The sequence below is a fragment of the Edaphosphingomonas haloaromaticamans genome (assembly GCF_001853345.1).
Classification (GTDB): Bacteria; Pseudomonadota; Alphaproteobacteria; order Sphingomonadales; family Sphingomonadaceae; genus Sphingomonas_E; species Sphingomonas_E fennica.
On record NZ_MIPT01000001.1, the window covers coordinates 4,216,341 to 4,231,918 of the forward strand.

A 15,578-nucleotide genomic window follows, 5' to 3' on the forward strand; every position below is an offset into this window, starting at 1 on the left:
ATTAGAACTCCAGTCCGCCTTCGCGGGCGGCGTCGGCGAGAGCCTTCACCCGACCATGGAACAGAAAGCCACCGCGATCGAACACGACCTTGGTGACGCCGGCGGCCGAGGCACGCTCCGCCAGGCGCTTGCCGACGGCAGCCGCGGCTTCCGCCGTGGCGCCGGTCTGGCCGCGGACATCCTTGTCCAGCGTCGAGGCGGCGGCGACCGTGCGGCCGGCGGCGTCGTCGATCACCTGGGCATAGATGTGGCGACCCGAACGGTGCACCGAAAGGCGCGGACGGGTGGCGCCACGAGCTCGCAGCGCGGTGCGGACGCGCTGGCGGCGCTTCGCGAAAAGAGAGAGCTTGGCCATTACTTCTTCTTCCCTTCCTTGCGGAAGATGAACTCGCCGGCATATTTGATGCCCTTGCCCTTATAGGGCTCCGGCTTGCGCCAGCGGCGGATCTCGGCGGCGATCTGGCCGACCTTCTGCTTGTCGATGCCGCTGATCTGCACCGTCGTCTGGTCCGGCGTCGCGATCGTGATGCCTTCCGGCACCGCGAAATCGACGTCGTGGCTGTAGCCGAGCTGCAGCTTCAGGTTCTTGCCCTGAAGGTTGGCGCGGTAGCCGACGCCGGTGATCTGCAGCGTCTTCGAGAAACCCTCGGTCACGCCCGTCACCAGATTCTGCACCAGGGTGCGCTGCATGCCCCAGAAGGAGCGGGCGCGCTTGGTGTCGTTGGCCGGCTGGATCGCGATCTGGCCGTCCTCGATGGTGTAGGTCACCTCATCGGCCAGCGGCAGGGTGAGGGTGCCCTTGGGCCCCTTCACCGAAAGCTCGCGGCCCTCGATCGTGGCCGTCACGCCCGCGGGAATGGCGACCGGCTTCTTGCCCGTGCGGCTCATCAGAAGACCTCCGCGAGAATCTCGCCGCCGACATTCTGCTCGCGCGCTTCCGCGTCGGACAGAACGCCCTTCGGCGTCGAGACGATGGTGATGCCGAGGCCGTTGCGGATGCGCGGCAGCTCCTTGGCGCCCGAATAGACGCGGCGGCCCGGCTTCGAGACGCGGGCGACATGCTGGATCGCCGGCTGGCCTTCGAAATATTTCAGCTCGATACGCAGGCCATCGTGGCCGGCGAGATCTTCCGAGCTGTAGCCACGGATATAGCCTTCGCGCTGCAGCACGTCGAGGACGCGGGCACGCAGCTTGGACGCCGGGGACAGGACGCTGTCCTTGCGCGCGCGCTGGCCGTTGCGGATGCGGGTGAGCAGATCACCCAAAGGATCGGTCAGAGCCATCTTCAGTTCCTTACCAGCTCGACTTCGTGACGCCCGGGATCAGGCCCTTGTTGGCCAGATCGCGCAGCTGGACACGGCACAGCCGGAACTTGCGGTAGTATGCGCGCGGACGCCCGGTCAGCTCGCAACGGTTGCGAACGCGGGTGGGGTTCGCGTTGCGCGGCAGCTCGGCGAGCTTCAGGCGCGCGATCAGGCGCTCCGTCTCGTCCTTGCCTTCATCGTCCGCGATCGCCTTGAGGCGCGCATACTTGCCAGCATATTGCTTGACGAGCTTCTTGCGCTTCTCGTTCTTGTTGATCGAACTCAGTTTCGCCATGACTTAAGTTCTCTTTCCTTATCGGATCGAGCCAGTCTCCCCGAGGGAGATCAGGCCGCCTTCTTTTCTTCGACGACGGGCTGCGGGAACGGGAAGCCGAACAGGCGAAGCAGCTCGCGCGCTTCCTCGTCGGTCTTCGCCGTCGTCGCGACGACCACGTCCATGCCACGGATCTTGTCGATCTTGTCGTAGCTGATTTCCGGGAAGATCAGCTGCTCCTTCAGGCCGGTGGCATAATTGCCGCGGCCGTCGAACGACTTGTCGGAAAGGCCGCGGAAGTCGCGGACGCGCGGCAGGGCGATCGTCACGAACCGGTCGAGGAATTCGTACATCCGCTCGCGACGAAGGGTGACCTTCGCGCCGATCGGCATGCCTTCACGCAGCTTGAACTGCGCGATCGACTTCTTCGCCTTGGTGATGACGGCCTTCTGGCCGGCGATCGCGGTCATTTCCTGGGCCGCGACCTCGACCTTCTTCTTGTCCTGCGTCGCCTCGCCGACGCCCATGTTCAGCACGATCTTCTCGAGCCTGGGCACCTGCATCGGGTTGGTGTAGCCGAACTTCTCCGTCATCGCCTGGACGATGCGGTCCTCGTACAGCTTCTTGAGGCGGGGCTTGTAAGCGTCAGCCATTGATCTGCTCCCCGGACTTCACGGCCACGCGGACCTTCTTGCCGTCCTTGATTTCGAAGCGGACGCGCGTCGGCTTGCCGTCGGCGGTCACATGCGCGACCTTCGAGACATGCAGCGGCGCTTCCACGCGCTCCAGGCCACCCTGCGGGTTGACCTGGGTCGGCTTGCGGTGGCGGGTCGCGACGTTCACGCCGGACACGATCACCTTGCCCTCCTTGGGCAGCGACTTGGTGACTTCGCCGGTCTTGCCCTTGTCCTTGCCGGACAGGACGATGACCTTGTCACCCTTCTTGATCTTCAACGCGGCCATCACAGCACCTCGGGCGCGAGCGAAATGATCTTCATGTGGCCCGCCTGGCGCAGTTCGCGCACCACCGGCCCGAAGATGCGGGTGCCGATCGGCTCCCCGCTATTCTTGTTGATCAGAACGGCGGCGTTGCCGTCGAACCGGATCGTCGAACCGTCCGGACGATGAATGTCCTTCGCGGTGCGGACGATGACGGCGCGGTGCACGTCGCCCTTCTTCACCTTGCCGCGCGGGGCGGCTTCCTTGATCGACACGACGATCACGTCGCCGACGGTGGCGGTGCGGCGCTTGGAACCGCCGAGCACCTTGATGCACTGGACGCGCTTGGCGCCCGAGTTATCGGCCACGTCCAGGTTGGACTGCATCTGAATCATGGGTCAGTCCTCCTTAACCGGCGACGGCGGGGCTTTCGGCCCCGACCTTGCCCAGAACGCGCCACGTCTTCAGCTTGGAGATCGGCGCGCATTCCTCGATGCGGACGGTCTCGCCTTCCTTGAACACGTTGCCCTCGTCATGGGCGTGATACTTCTTCGAACGGCGGATGATCTTGCCGTAGAGCGGGTGCTTCACCTTACGCTCCACCAGCACCACCACCGTCTTGTCGGTCTTGTCGGAGACCACAGTCCCCGTCAGCACGCGCTTCGGCATGACTGGTGTCTCCTTACTTGGCGGCCGAGCGCGCGCGCTCGGTCTGGAGGGTCTTGATCTGCGCGATGGTGCGACGCACCTCACGCACCCGCGACGGCTTCTCCAGCTGGCTGGTGGCGGCCTGGAAGCGCAGGTTGAACTGCTCGCGCTTCAGCTCGCCCAGCTGCTCGGAGAGCTGGTCGTCGGTCTTCGTCTTGAGATCGCTGATCTTGGCCATGTCACGCAGCCTCGTAAATCGATTCACCGAGGCGGGCGACCACCTTGGTCTTGATCGGCAGCTTCTCCATCGCACGCTCGAAAGCGACGCGGGCGAGCGGGCCGGGAACGCCGTCCAGCTCGAACAGGATGCGGCCGGGCTTGACGCGGGCGGCCCAGAATTCGGGCGAACCCTTACCGGAGCCCATGCGGACTTCGGCCGGCTTCGACGAGACCGGAACGTCCGGGAAGATGCGGATCCACAGACGGCCCTGGCGCTTGATGTGGCGCGTGATGGCACGGCGGGCCGCCTCGATCTGGCGGGCGGTGATCCGGTCCGGCTCCAGCGCCTTCAGGCCGAAGGCGCCGAAGTTGAGCTGAGTGCCACCCTTGGCATCGCCGTGGATGCGGCCCTTGAAGGCCTTGCGGAATTTTGTGCGCTTTGGTTGCAGCATGTCTTAATCGCCTTCTGACACCGATTGTCCGGTCGATCAGGCGACGTGGAAAGGGGCGAACCCCTTACCGCGCCGGCCGGACCCCCGACGTCTGAGCTTCCATCATGAGCCGATCCTGGGCGAGCGGATCATGGCCGAGAATCTCGCCCTTGAAGATCCACACCTTGATCCCGCACACGCCATAGGCGGTGTGGGCTTCGGCTTCGGCATAATCGACGTTCGCGCGCAGCGTGTGCAGCGGCACGCGACCTTCGCGATACCATTCGGTCCGCGCGATCTCCGCGCCGCCGAGACGGCCGGCGCAGGTGATGCGGATGCCTTCCGCGCCGAGACGCAGCGCCGACTGCACCGCGCGCTTCATCGCACGGCGGAACGCGACGCGGCGTTCGAGCTGGTCGGCGACGCCCTGGGCCACGAGCTTGGCGTCGATTTCCGGCTTGCGGATCTCGACGATGTTCAGGCTCACGTCCGACGACGTCATCTCGCCCAGCTTCTTGCGGAGCTTCTCGATATCCGCGCCCTTCTTGCCGATGATGACACCGGGACGGGCAGCGTAGATCGAAATGCGGCACAGCTTGGCCGGACGCTCGATCACCACCTTGGAGATCGCCGCCTGCGGCAGCGCCTTCATGATGAACTTGCGGATCTTCAGATCCTCAAGCAGCAGGCGGCCATAATCGGCGCCTTCGGCGAACCAGCGGCTGTCCCAGGTGCGGTTGATCTGCAACCGCATGCCGATCGGGTTGGACTTCTGACCCATGTTATTCTCCAGCCTCTTCCTGCTCGCGGACGACCACGCGCAGGCGCGAGAACGGCTTGACGATGCGGGTGGAACGGCCGCGGGCGCGGGTGGCGAAGCGCTTCATGACGAGGCCCTTGCCGACCGAGGCTTCCTTCACGACGAGCGCGTCCACATCGAGATTGTGGTTGTTCTCGGCGTTGGCGATCGCGCTCTGAAGCACCTTGCGGACGTCGACCGCCATCGCCTTCTTGGAGAAAGCGAGGATGTTGAGCGCGTCGCCGGCCTTCTTGTTGCGGATGAGGGCCGCGACCAGGTTCAGCTTCTGCGGCGAGCCGCGGACGGTGGTGGCCACCGCCAGCGCTTCCTTATCGCCGACCTTGCGGGGGGATGCAGGCTTCGACATCAGCGCTTGCCCTTCTTGTCGGCGGCGTGGCCGGGGAAATAGCGCGTCGGCGCGAATTCACCCAGCTTGTGACCGACCATGTCTTCGTTGACCGACACCGGCACGAACTTGCGGCCGTTGTAGAGGTTGAAGGTCAGGCCGACGAACTGCGGCAGGATCGTGGAGCGGCGCGACCAGGTCTTGATCGGCGCGCGGGCACCAGATTCCTGCGCGGCCTCGGCCTTGCGCAGAAGGTGCAGGTCGACGAACGGACCTTTCCAGACGGAACGGGCCATGGCTTACCTCTTCTTCTTCGCGTGACGCGAACGGATGATGAACTTGTCCGTCGCCTTGTTGCTGCGGGTGCGGGCGCCCTTGGTCGGCTTGCCCCACGGGGTGACCGGGTGACGGCCGCCCGAGGTGCGGCCTTCACCACCGCCATGGGGGTGGTCGACCGGGTTCTTGGCGACGCCGCGGGTGAGCGGACGATGGCCGAGCCAGCGGTTGCGACCGGCCTTGGCGAGGTTCTGGTTCGCGTTGTCGGGGTTCGACACCGCGCCCACCGTGCACATGCAGTCCGAACGGATGTAGCGCTGCTCGCCCGAGTTCAGGCGAACCATCACCATGCCCTTGTCGCGGCCGACGATCTGCACATAGGTGCCGGCGGCACGCGCGATCTGGCCGCCCTTGCCGGGCTTCATCTCGACATTGTGGACGATCGTGCCGACCGGGGCCTGGCCGATTTCCATCGCGTTGCCGGGCTTGGTATCGGTCTTCTTGCCCGCCACGATCACGTCGCCGGCAGCCAGACGCTGCGGCGCGATGATGTAGGCCTGCTCGCCGTCCTCATACTTCACCAGCGCGATGAAGGCCGAGCGGTTCGGGTCATATTCCAGGCGCTCGACGGTCGCGGGCTGATCCCACTTCCGGCGCTTGAAATCGACGAAGCGATACTTCTGCTTGTGGCCGCCAGCGATGCCGCGCGCGGTGGCGTGGCCCATGTTGTTGCGGCCGCCAGACTTGCGCTTGCCTTCGGTAAGCGCCTTGACCGGCTTGCCCTTCCACAGCGACGACTTGTCGACGAGGATCAGGCCGCGCCGCGCCGGGCTGGTCGGGTTATAATGCTTCAGCGCCATGGCGTCAGATCCCCGTGGTCACGTCGATGGACTGGCCTTCGGCCAGCGTCACGATCGCCTTCTTCACGTCCGAGCGGCGGTAGGGCGCGCCCTTCCACTTCTTGGTCTTGCCCTTCTGGACGATGGTGTTCACGCCCGTCACCGAGACGTTGAACAGCGCTTCGACAGCCGCCTTGATCTCGGGCTTGCTGGCGTCGCCGGCGACCTTGAAGACCACCGCATTATGCTCGGAGAGCAGCGAGGTCTTCTCGGTGATGTGCGGCGCGAGCACGACGTCATAATGACGCAGTGCCACCGCTTCGTTCTGCTTCTTAGCCATTGAGGCGCGCCTCCAGCTTCTCGACGGCGGCGCGGGTCAGCACCAGCGTGTCATGCTTCAGAATGTCGTAGACGTTCGCACCGATCGCCGGCAGCAGGTTGACGCCCTTGATGTTGCTCGAAGCCAGCGCGAAGCTGACGTTGAGCACATCGCCGTCGATCACCAGCGCCTTCGTGCCGAAGCCCAGCTTCGCGAGCTGGCCCGCGAGCGTCTTGGTCTTGCCTTCGGCGACATCCAGCGCGTCGACGACGATCAGGTTGCCGTCCTTGGCCTTGGCCGAGAGCGCCATCTTCAGGCCGAGCGCGCGAACCTTCTTGTTCAGCGACGGGTTGAAGTCGCGAAGGCGGGCACCGTGGGCCTTACCACCGCCGATGAAGACGGGGGCGCGGCGATCGCCGTGACGGGCCGTGCCGCCGCCCTTCTGGCGACCGAACTTCTTGCCCGAGCGGGCAACGTCCGAACGCTCGCGGGTGGGACGGGCCGTGCCGCGGCGCTTTTCGAGCTGCCAGGTGACGACGCGGTGCAGGATGTCCGCGCGCGGCTCGAGGCCGAACACCTCGTCCGCGAGTTCGATGTCGCCCGACGCCTTGGCGTCGAGGGTCTGAACCTTGACCTTCATGATCAGCCCTCCTGGCCTTCAGCGGCTTCGGCAGCGACTTCGGCGGGAGCCTCGGCCTGCGGAGCGCTATCGTTGCTGCCAGCCTTCTTCACGGAGGCCGGATAGGGCGCATCGGCGTGACGCGCGACCTTGACCGAATCCTTGACGATCAGCCAGGCGCCCTTCGATCCGGGCACCGAGCCCTTGACGAAGATCAGACCGCGCTCGACGTCGGTGGAGACGATCTCGAGGTTCTGCTGCGTGCGCTGGCGATCACCCATGTGACCGGCCATCTTCTTGTTCTTGAAGACCTTGCCCGGATCCTGGCGGTTACCGGTCGAACCGTGCGAACGGTGCGAGACGGAAACGCCGTGCGTGGCGCGCAGACCGCCGAAGCCCCAGCGCTTCATGGCGCCGGCGAAGCCCTTGCCCTGCGTCTGGCCGGCAATGTCGACATACTGGCCCGGCACGAAATGGTCGGCGGCGATTTCCGCGCCAACCTCGAGCACGGCGTCATCGGCCACGCGGAATTCCACGAGGCGCGCCTTGGGCTCGACTTCCGCCTTGGCGAAATGCCCGCGCTCGGGCTTCGAGATGTTCTTTACCTTCGCGGTGCCCGCGCCGAGCTGCACGGCCACATAGCCGTCGCGCTCCTTGTCGCGGACCGAGACGACCTGATTGCCTTCCAGGGACAGAACGGTAACCGGAACGTGCCGGCCGTCTTCCTGGAACAGGCGGGTCATCCCCATCTTCTTCGCGATCACGCCAGTGCGCATGATCCGTTCCTTCCAACAGAGGCTCCCGTCAGCGGGGAGCGTGCCAACGAAAAAGGCCCCGGCGTAACCGCCGAAGCCCAGCCCAATGAACCCTTGCCCCCGTCAGGGCCATCATTTCCGCTTCGTAAAAAGCGAAAGACGGGGACTCGGTCGCCAGCCTTGAAGGCTGGCCGGTATCCCTACTCTTCCGTCGCGCGATCGAAGGGCCCGGGGGCCGATCGCCTTTCGACTTACGCCGCGTGGCGGAAAATCGCGCGAAGCGCCGCAGCCGATTCGGCCGCGACGGGAGGTGGCCTATTAGGCCAGTTTGATCTCGACATCAACACCCGCGGCGAGATCGAGCTTCATAAGAGCGTCGACCGTCTGCGGCGTGGGCTGAACGATATCCAGGAGGCGCTTGTAGGTGCGCACCTCAAACTGTTCGCGCGACTTCTTGTCGATGTGCGGTCCACGGTTGACCGTGAACTTTTCGATGCGCGTCGGGAGGGGAATGGGGCCGCGGATGAGCGCGCCGGTGCGTCGGGCGGTGTCGGCGATGTCGCCGGTGGCCTGATCGAGCACGCGATGGTCGAACGCCTTCAGGCGAATACGGATGTTCTGCGTTTCCATTTCTCTACCGATGCGAAAGAGCCGTGCCCCTGGAGCCGGACCGAATCTGCCGGCCGAATCCTTCGGGGCGAAAAAATACCGGCCGGCTCCGTAGGGGAGCCGGCCGGCTCATGCAAGCAATTACTTGACGATCGTGCCGACGACGCCGGCGCCGACCGTGCGGCCGCCCTCGCGAATGGCGAAGCGCAGGCCCTGGTCCATGGCGATCGGGGCGATCAGCTTGACGCCGATCGAGACGTTGTCGCCCGGCATCACCATCTCGGTGCCTTCCGGCAGCTGCACTTCGCCCGTCACGTCGGTCGTGCGGAAGTAGAACTGCGGACGGTAGTTGGCGAAGAACGGCGTGTGACGGCCGCCTTCGTCCTTCGACAGGACGTAGACCTCGGCCTTGAACTCGGTGTGCGGGGTGATCGTGCCCGGCTTCGCGAGCACCTGGCCACGCTCCACCTCGTCACGGCCGACGCCGCGGATCAGCGCACCGATGTTGTCGCCGGCCTGGCCCTGGTCGAGCAGCTTGCGGAACATTTCGACGCCGGTCACGACGGTCTTGCGGGTGTCCTTGATGCCGACGATCTCGACTTCCTCGCCCACCTTGACGACGCCGGTCTCGACGCGGCCGGTCACCACGGTGCCACGGCCCGAGATCGAGAACACGTCTTCGATCGGCATCAGGAACGACTTGTCGAGCGGACGCTCCGGCTGGGGGATCCAGCTGTCGACGGCCTGCATCAGCTTCAGCACGGCGTCATGGCCGATTTCCGGGGTCTTGCCTTCGAGGGCGGCGACCGCCGAGCCGGCGATGATCGGAATGTTGTCGCCGTCGAAGTCATACTTCGAGAGCAGCTCGCGGATTTCCAGCTCGACGAGCTCGAGAATCTCGGCGTCGTCGACCAGGTCGACCTTGTTCAGGAACACGACGAGCTGCGGCACGCCGACCTGACGGGCGAGCAGGATGTGCTCGCGGGTCTGCGGCATCGGGCCGTCGGTGGCGGACACGACCAGGATCGCGCCGTCCATCTGCGCGGCGCCGGTGATCATGTTCTTCACATAGTCGGCGTGGCCCGGGCAGTCGACGTGAGCATAGTGACGATCGGCCGTCTCATACTCGACGTGCGCGGTCGAGATGGTGATGCCGCGCTCGCGCTCTTCCGGCGCCTTGTCGATGTTGGCGTAGTCGACGAAGGTCGCGCCGCCGGTCTCGGCGAGCACCTTGGTGATCGCAGCCGTCAGCGAGGTCTTGCCATGGTCGACGTGACCGATGGTGCCGATGTTGCAGTGCGGCTTCGTCCGCTCGAACTTAGCTTTCGCCATTGTATCCTACCTTCTTCTCAAACCGTTTTCCGAGCGCGCCGCCCGATGCGGACGCGCCCATAACCACAAATTCAGCTTTACGCCAGCTTCGCCTTCACCTCGTCCGCGACGTTCGCCGGGACTTCGTCATAATGCGAGAACTGCATCGTGTACTGCGCGCGCCCCTGCGTGAACGAGCGGAGCTGGTTCACGTAGCCGAACATGTTGGCGAGCGGCACCATCGCCTCGACGACCTGGGCGTTGCCCCGGCTGTCGGTGCCCTGGATCTGGCCGCGACGGCTGTTCATGTCGCCGATCACGTCGCCCAGATAGTCTTCCGGCGTCACCACCTCGACCTTCATGATCGGTTCGAGCAGCTTGATGCCAGCCTTCTGCGCCGCTTCGCGCATCGCGCCGCGGCCGGTGATTTCGAACGCAAGCGCCGACGAGTCGACGTCGTGATACTTGCCGTCCAGCAGCTCGACCGAGAAGTCGATGATCGGGAAGCCGATCAGCGAACCGGTCTCGGCGGTCTCGCGCATGCCCTTTTCGACCGAGGGGATATATTCACGCGGAATATTGCCGCCCTTGACCGAATCGATGAACACGAAGCCGGTGCCGCGCTCGCCGGGGGTGAGCTTCACCTTCACTTCGCCGAACTGGCCGGAGCCGCCCGACTGCTTCTTGTGCGTGTAGGTGACTTCCACCGGCTTCGCGAGATATTCGCGATACGCCACCTGCGGCGCGCCGACATTGGCCTCGACCTTGAACTCGCGCTTCATGCGGTCGACGAGGATCTCGAGGTGGAGCTCGCCCATCCCCTTGATGATCGTCTGGCCCGATTCGTGGTCGGTCGAAACGCGGAACGAGGGGTCCTCGGCGGCCAGGCGGTTGAGGGCGACGCCCATCTTCTCCTGGTCGGCCTTGGTCTTCGGCTCCACCGACAGCTCGATCACCGGCTCGGGGAATTCCATCCGCTCCAGGATGATCGGAGCGGTCGGCGCGCACAGCGTGTCGCCGGTGGTGGTTTCCTTGAGGCCGGCGAGCGCGACGATGTCGCCCGCATAGGCTTCGTCGATGTCCTCACGCGAGTTGGCGTGCATGAGGAGCATGCGGCCGATCTTTTCCTTCTTGTCCTTCACCGAGTTCAGGTAGGTGCCCTTTTCGAGCTTGCCCGAATAGATGCGCGCGAAGGTGAGCGAGCCCACGAAGGGATCGTTCATGATCTTGAACGCCAGCGCCGACATCGGCGCCGTATCGTCGGCCGGACGCGAATCCTTGGTCTCGCCGTCCAGCTTGACGCCTTCGACCGGCGGGATGTCCAGCGGGCTCGGCAGGTAATCGACGACGGCGTCGAGCAGCGGCTGCACGCCCTTGTTCTTGAAGGCCGAGCCGCACAGCACCGGCACGAACGAGAAGTTCAGCGTGCCCTTGCGGATCAGCGCCTTCAGCGTGGCGGCGTCCGGCTCATTGCCCTCGAGATAGGCTTCCATCGCCGCATCGTCCTGCTCGACGGCGGTCTCGATCAGCTCGCTGCGCGCGGTGGCCGCGGCATCGGCGAGGTCGGCGGGGATGTCCTGATATTCGAACTTCGCGCCGAGCGATTCCTCGAGCCACACGATCGCGCGGTTGTTCACCAGGTCGACCAGGCCCTTGAAGCCGCCTTCGATGCCGATCGGAAGATAGAGGACGAGCGGACGGGCGCCGAGACGATCCTTGATCATCTCCACGCAGCGTTCGAAGCTCGCGCCGGTGCGGTCAAGCTTGTTGACGAAGCACATGCGCGGAACCTTGTACTTCTCCGCCTGGCGCCACACGGTTTCGGACTGCGGCTCCACGCCGGCCACGCCGTCGAAGCAGGCGACCGCGCCGTCGAGCACACGCAGCGAACGTTCCACCTCGATGGTGAAATCGACGTGGCCGGGCGTGTCGATGATGTTGATCCGGTGGTCGTCCCAGAAACAGGTCGTCGCGGCCGACGTGATCGTGATGCCGCGCTCCTGCTCCTGCTCCATCCAGTCCATCGTGGCGGTGCCTTCGTGGACTTCACCGATCTTGTAGGACTTGCCGGTGTAATAAAGAATGCGCTCGGTCGTCGTCGTCTTGCCGGCGTCGATGTGCGCCATGATGCCGATATTGCGATACTTGGCGAGCGGGTGGCTGCGGGCCATGATCTAATCTCCGATGTCGGGGATCGGAGCGTGCGCTCCGTCCCCGACGATATGGGAAGTATGTGTGACTCTTTCGAGTCCCGCCGATTACCAGCGGCGGTTACAAACCCGTCGTTACCAACGGTAGTGCGAGAAGGCGCGGTTCGCTTCCGCCATGCGGTGCGTATCCTCGCGCTTCTTCACCGCGTTGCCGCGGTTGTTGGCGGCGTCGAGCAGCTCGCCCGAGAGACGCGCCGACATGGTGTTCTCGCTGCGCGCGCGGGCGGCGGCGATCAGCCAGCGGATCGCCAGCGCCTGCGAACGCTCCGGACGGACTTCCACCGGCACCTGGTAGGTGGCGCCGCCGACGCGGCGGCTGCGGACCTCGATGCCCGGACGGATGTTGTTGAGCGCATCGTGGAACACGCCCAGCGGATCCTTCTTGGCGCGCGCCTCGACGGTATCCAGCGCCGAATAGACGATGCTTTCGGCGACCGACTTCTTGCCGTCGAGCATGACGGAATTCATGAACTTGCTGAGCACGACATCCCCGAACTTCGGATCGGGCAGGATTTCGCGCTTTTCGGGACGACGACGACGAGCCATCTCGTTACTTCCTTATCTAGGCGCCCGGGGCCGCGAGGGCCGCGCCGGGCATGTCAACCGGCCTTGGCCAGAGCTTACTTCGGACGCTTGGCGCCGTACTTCGAACGGCTCTGCTTGCGATCCTTCACGCCCTGCGTGTCGAGCACGCCGCGCAGCACGTGATAGCGCACGCCCGGAAGGTCGCGCACACGGCCGCCGCGGATCAGCACCACCGAGTGCTCCTGCAGGTTGTGGCCTTCGCCGGGGATGTAGCTGATGACTTCGCGCTGGTTGGTCAGGCGGATCTTCGCGACCTTGCGGAGAGCCGAGTTCGGCTTCTTCGGGGTGGTCGTGTAGACACGCGTGCAGACGCCGCGCTTCTGCGGGTTCTGCTCCATCGCGGGAACCTTGGACTTGGCCTTCTGCGGCTCGCGTCCCTTGCGGATCAACTGATTGATCGTCGGCATGAAGCCCTTCACCTTTTGTTACCGGAAAAACCGGCGGTTACTTTACCGATGCCCGAATTGCCCCGGGGCATGCCCGGAACGCGCAAAGGCCCCGGCGGCCTAACGACCCGCCCGGACCATTGCGTGCATCAGCAATGTTCAAGCTAGTCCGCCATCCGGGAATCCGGCGGACGAACAGCGCGGCGCTATAGAGAGAGAGTCGCCCTGGGTCAACGGGGGCCGCCTTGCGCCCGCCGGCCGCCTCGGCCGGGGCAGGCGATACCCCGCCGTCCCGCCCGATTCCATCGATGCGGCGCCGGAATGGCTCGCGCCGTCCATTATGCCCCGGCGGCGCGGTTGCAAAGGCCGGCCTGCTCCATATCGTCGTCACCGGGGGGTCGCGATTCGCCCGTATGTCCGGGCAAATCGATCGATCAGGGGACATTACGGATGGGATGGTTCAACGCATTCGCGCAGGCGGCCATCATCGGCACCGTCCGCCCTTATGTGAGCCGGGAACTGCCCGGCTGGGGCAAGCTCTACAACAGACTGATCGGCACCTACGCTCATGACGGCTTCTGGGCGGGGCAGCCGCCCCGCTGGGTGCGCGGCAAGCTGCACGGCTATGAGATGCGGGTGGATATCCGCCGCTGGTCCAACCGGGCGACCTTCTTCCTGGGCCGCTTCTACGACCTGCCGACCCAGCTTCTGATGATGGGCGTGGTGCGGCGCGGCGACACGGTGGTGGACATCGGCGCCAACGAAGGGATGATAGCGCTGCTGCTGAGCCGGCTGGCCGGGCCGGATGGACGGGTGATCGCCTTCGAGCCCAATCCCGGCCCGCGCGCCGTGTTCGAGGCCAATCTGGAACGCAACCGCATCATGAACACGCGCGTCCACGCCTGCGGCCTGGCCGACGAGCCGGGCACACTTCCACTGTTCGTGCCGCACATGAACAGCGGCGAGGGATCGTTCGGCGCGCGGCGCTACGATGCGAACGAAGGCGAGACCATCGCCTGCCCGATCGGCGTGGGCGACGAGATGCTGGCGGGCGAGATACCGGCGGTGATCAAGATCGACGTCGAGGGGTTCGAGCTTCGCGTGCTGCGCGGGCTGAGCAAGACGATGGCCCAGGCCAAGCCCGTGATCGTGATGGAGATGGTGGCGAGCCACCTCGCCCGCGCCGACGCCTCGCCCGCCGCGCTGATGGAGGAGCTGGCGCGCCACGGCTATGTCGGCCACCGCCTCGGCGTCGAACGGGTCGGCGGGCGGCAGGCCCTGCGGCTGATCCCCGTCGATCCGGCGGCGGAGTGGACCGACGGCGATCTGGTGTGGACGGTGCCCGGATCGGCCGGGCACGACGCGATCGAGGCCATCAGGCAGCCGGCGGGATAAGCCGCCCGCCGCCGTTCAGCGCAGGTCCTTCACCACGTCCCCGCCCTTCATCACGAAGGGCACGGATTCGAGCAGGCGGACATTGGCGGTCGGATCGCCGGAGACGGCGATGATGTCCCCATAGCAGCCGGGCTCGATCGCGCCGACGCTCGATTCGCGGCCCAGCGCCTGCGCGGCGGTGAGGGTGGCGGCACGGATCGCCTCCGCCGGAGTCATGCCGTAGCGGACCATGATCGCGAATTGGCCGGCGGCGGTGCCGTGCGGCATCACCCCGGCATCGGTGCCGAACACCAGCTTCACGCCGGCATCATGCGCCTTGCGGAAATTCTGGCGCTGGATCTCGGCGATCTCGCGGTCCTTGCGGAGATTATCCTCCAGCACGCCGTTCTTCGCGCCTTCCGACTGGGTATATTCGGTGTTGAAGATATCCATGGAAAGATAGGTGCCACGCTCCCTGGCCAGCCTGATCCCCTCATCGTCGATCAGGCTGGCATGCTCGATCGTGTCGATGCCGGCGCGGATCGCCGCCTTGATGCCGGCGGTGCCATGGGCATGGGCGGCGACCTTCAGGCCCCACATATGCGCTTCATCGGCAATGCCCCGAAGCTCCGCCTCGGTAAGCTGCTGCTGCCCCGGCTCGGTATTGCGGGAGAAGACGCCGCCGGTCGCGCAGACCTTGATGACTTCCGCGCCATATTTGCGCTGCTCGCGCACCCGCTGGCGAAGCTCGTCCACCGAATCGCCGACCGCCTTGCCCTTCGCCTCGAACGAGGGCGGCAGATAGGTCTCGTCGCAATGGCCGCCGGTCGCGCCCAGCGCGTGGGCCGCGGGCACGATGCGCGGGCCGGGGATCAGCCCTTCCTCGATCGCCTGCTTCATGCCGACATCGGCATAATTGCCCGATCCGACGTTGCGGACGGTGGTGAAGCCCGCTTCCAGCATCGCCTTCGCATTGGCGGTGCCCTGGATCGCCCAGAAGCTGTCGGTGAACTGGAGGCCGGTATAGCCGCCATAATGTGGGTTGCCATCGAGGTGGACGTGCATGTCGATCAGGCCCGGCAGGATCGTCATCTCGCCGAGATCGACGCGCCGAGTCCCCCCCGGAAACACATGCCGAGCATCACCGCGCGTAGTGACGGATTGTATGCGGCCGTCGACGATGGCAACGACCGGATCGTCAAGCAGCTTGCCTGATTTCGCATCGAACATATGTGCGGCCGTGACGACCACGGTTTCCGCCGAAGCCGGCGCGGCTACGGTGGCGAGCAACAGCGCGGAAAGCGCCGCAAGCGATTGTTTCATAAGACCCCCTTC

General features: G+C 65.3%; 24 protein-coding genes. 1 reads left to right on the forward strand and 23 read right to left on the reverse strand.

The window, feature by feature from the left end; genetic code table 11:
• Window position 1 precedes the first annotated feature (1 nt).
• The 22 genes from rplR to rpsL form a co-directional block, all read right to left on the reverse strand.
• Window positions 2–355 carry a 50S ribosomal protein L18 gene (gene rplR / locus BHE75_RS19570; RefSeq protein WP_015458344.1) on the reverse strand — a complete coding sequence of 118 codons (354 nt, stop codon included), beginning with the start codon at window positions 353–355 and terminating at the stop codon, window positions 2–4.
• Window positions 355–888 carry a 50S ribosomal protein L6 gene (rplF, locus tag BHE75_RS19575; RefSeq protein ID WP_070934949.1) on the reverse strand — a complete coding sequence of 178 codons (534 nt, stop codon included), beginning with the start codon at window positions 886–888 and terminating at the stop codon, window positions 355–357. Before rplF ends, rplR begins: the two co-directional genes overlap by 1 nt.
• On the reverse strand, window positions 888–1,283 hold the full coding sequence (gene rpsH / locus BHE75_RS19580; protein ID WP_015458346.1) for a 30S ribosomal protein S8: 396 nt from the start codon (window positions 1,281–1,283) through the stop codon (window positions 888–890). The genes rplF and rpsH overlap by 1 nt, the downstream gene beginning before the upstream one ends.
• Window positions 1,284–1,293: 10 nt before the next feature.
• Entirely contained in the window at window positions 1,294–1,599 is a 306-nt protein-coding gene (gene rpsN, locus BHE75_RS19585) for a 30S ribosomal protein S14 (protein WP_015458347.1), read from the reverse strand.
• A 50-nt stretch (window positions 1,600–1,649) separates the two neighbouring features.
• The gene (rplE, locus tag BHE75_RS19590; RefSeq protein WP_015458348.1) at window positions 1,650–2,231 is read right to left on the reverse strand and encodes a 50S ribosomal protein L5; all 582 of its coding nucleotides are present in this window, start codon (window positions 2,229–2,231) and stop codon (window positions 1,650–1,652) included.
• Window positions 2,224–2,541 (reverse strand): 50S ribosomal protein L24, encoded by a 318-nt coding sequence (rplX, locus tag BHE75_RS19595; RefSeq protein ID WP_015458349.1) that lies wholly within the window; start codon window positions 2,539–2,541, stop codon window positions 2,224–2,226. Before rplX ends, rplE begins: the two co-directional genes overlap by 8 nt.
• Window positions 2,541–2,912, reverse strand: a complete 372-nt coding sequence (gene rplN / locus BHE75_RS19600; RefSeq protein ID WP_015458350.1) for a 50S ribosomal protein L14 — start codon at window positions 2,910–2,912, stop codon at window positions 2,541–2,543. Before rplN ends, rplX begins: the two co-directional genes overlap by 1 nt.
• A 13-nt stretch (window positions 2,913–2,925) precedes the next feature.
• Window positions 2,926–3,186: a 30S ribosomal protein S17 gene (gene rpsQ, locus BHE75_RS19605; RefSeq protein ID WP_015458351.1), complete on the reverse strand. Its 261-nt coding sequence runs from the start codon at window positions 3,184–3,186 to the stop codon at window positions 2,926–2,928.
• 13 nt (window positions 3,187–3,199) lie between these two features.
• Window positions 3,200–3,403 carry a 50S ribosomal protein L29 gene (gene rpmC / locus BHE75_RS19610; protein ID WP_015458352.1) on the reverse strand — a complete coding sequence of 68 codons (204 nt, stop codon included), beginning with the start codon at window positions 3,401–3,403 and terminating at the stop codon, window positions 3,200–3,202.
• 1 nt (window position 3,404) lies between these two features.
• Window positions 3,405–3,836, reverse strand: a complete 432-nt coding sequence (gene rplP / locus BHE75_RS19615) for a 50S ribosomal protein L16 (protein ID WP_015458353.1) — start codon at window positions 3,834–3,836, stop codon at window positions 3,405–3,407.
• 64 nt (window positions 3,837–3,900) lie between these two features.
• Window positions 3,901–4,596: a 30S ribosomal protein S3 gene (gene rpsC, locus BHE75_RS19620; RefSeq protein ID WP_015458354.1), complete on the reverse strand. Its 696-nt coding sequence runs from the start codon at window positions 4,594–4,596 to the stop codon at window positions 3,901–3,903.
• Window position 4,597: 1 nt separating this feature from the next.
• Window positions 4,598–4,981, reverse strand: a complete 384-nt coding sequence (gene rplV, locus BHE75_RS19625) for a 50S ribosomal protein L22 (RefSeq protein ID WP_015458355.1) — start codon at window positions 4,979–4,981, stop codon at window positions 4,598–4,600.
• A complete protein-coding gene (rpsS, locus tag BHE75_RS19630) occupies window positions 4,981–5,256 on the reverse strand; it encodes a 30S ribosomal protein S19 (protein WP_010127197.1) in 276 nt (91 codons plus the stop codon). The genes rplV and rpsS overlap by 1 nt, the downstream gene beginning before the upstream one ends.
• Window positions 5,257–5,259: 3 nt before the next feature.
• Complete coding sequence (gene rplB / locus BHE75_RS19635; protein ID WP_015458356.1) at window positions 5,260–6,096, reverse strand: 50S ribosomal protein L2; 837 nt, start codon at window positions 6,094–6,096, stop codon at window positions 5,260–5,262.
• A gap of 4 nt (window positions 6,097–6,100) precedes the next feature.
• Window positions 6,101–6,415, reverse strand: a complete 315-nt coding sequence (locus tag BHE75_RS19640) for a 50S ribosomal protein L23 (RefSeq protein WP_015458357.1) — start codon at window positions 6,413–6,415, stop codon at window positions 6,101–6,103.
• A complete protein-coding gene (gene rplD / locus BHE75_RS19645; protein ID WP_070934951.1) occupies window positions 6,408–7,034 on the reverse strand; it encodes a 50S ribosomal protein L4 in 627 nt (208 codons plus the stop codon). Before rplD ends, BHE75_RS19640 begins: the two co-directional genes overlap by 8 nt.
• 2 nt (window positions 7,035–7,036) lie before the next feature.
• Window positions 7,037–7,789 carry a 50S ribosomal protein L3 gene (gene rplC, locus BHE75_RS19650; protein WP_070934953.1) on the reverse strand — a complete coding sequence of 251 codons (753 nt, stop codon included), beginning with the start codon at window positions 7,787–7,789 and terminating at the stop codon, window positions 7,037–7,039.
• 297 nt (window positions 7,790–8,086) lie between these two features.
• A complete protein-coding gene (gene rpsJ / locus BHE75_RS19655) occupies window positions 8,087–8,398 on the reverse strand; it encodes a 30S ribosomal protein S10 (protein ID WP_011952197.1) in 312 nt (103 codons plus the stop codon).
• A gap of 120 nt (window positions 8,399–8,518) precedes the next feature.
• Window positions 8,519–9,709, reverse strand: a complete 1,191-nt coding sequence (gene tuf / locus BHE75_RS19660; RefSeq protein ID WP_015458361.1) for an elongation factor Tu — start codon at window positions 9,707–9,709, stop codon at window positions 8,519–8,521.
• A 77-nt stretch (window positions 9,710–9,786) separates the two neighbouring features.
• Entirely contained in the window at window positions 9,787–11,859 is a 2,073-nt protein-coding gene (fusA, locus tag BHE75_RS19665; RefSeq protein WP_015458362.1) for an elongation factor G, read from the reverse strand.
• 114 nt (window positions 11,860–11,973) lie between these two features.
• Window positions 11,974–12,444, reverse strand: coding sequence for a 30S ribosomal protein S7 (gene rpsG, locus BHE75_RS19670; RefSeq protein WP_015458363.1), 471 nt, complete (start codon window positions 12,442–12,444; stop codon window positions 11,974–11,976).
• A 74-nt stretch (window positions 12,445–12,518) separates the two neighbouring features.
• Window positions 12,519–12,890 carry a 30S ribosomal protein S12 gene (gene rpsL, locus BHE75_RS19675; RefSeq protein ID WP_010127208.1) on the reverse strand — a complete coding sequence of 124 codons (372 nt, stop codon included), beginning with the start codon at window positions 12,888–12,890 and terminating at the stop codon, window positions 12,519–12,521.
• Between the two features lie 429 nt (window positions 12,891–13,319).
• Between rpsL and BHE75_RS19680 the strand changes: the two genes are divergently transcribed.
• A complete protein-coding gene (locus tag BHE75_RS19680; protein ID WP_070934955.1) occupies window positions 13,320–14,264 on the forward strand; it encodes an FkbM family methyltransferase in 945 nt (314 codons plus the stop codon).
• Window positions 14,265–14,279: 15 nt separating this feature from the next.
• Here BHE75_RS19680 and BHE75_RS19685 read toward each other — a convergent pair whose 3' ends face one another.
• Complete coding sequence (locus BHE75_RS19685) at window positions 14,280–15,566, reverse strand: Xaa-Pro dipeptidase (protein WP_070934956.1); 1,287 nt, start codon at window positions 15,564–15,566, stop codon at window positions 14,280–14,282.
• Window positions 15,567–15,578 lie beyond the last annotated feature (12 nt).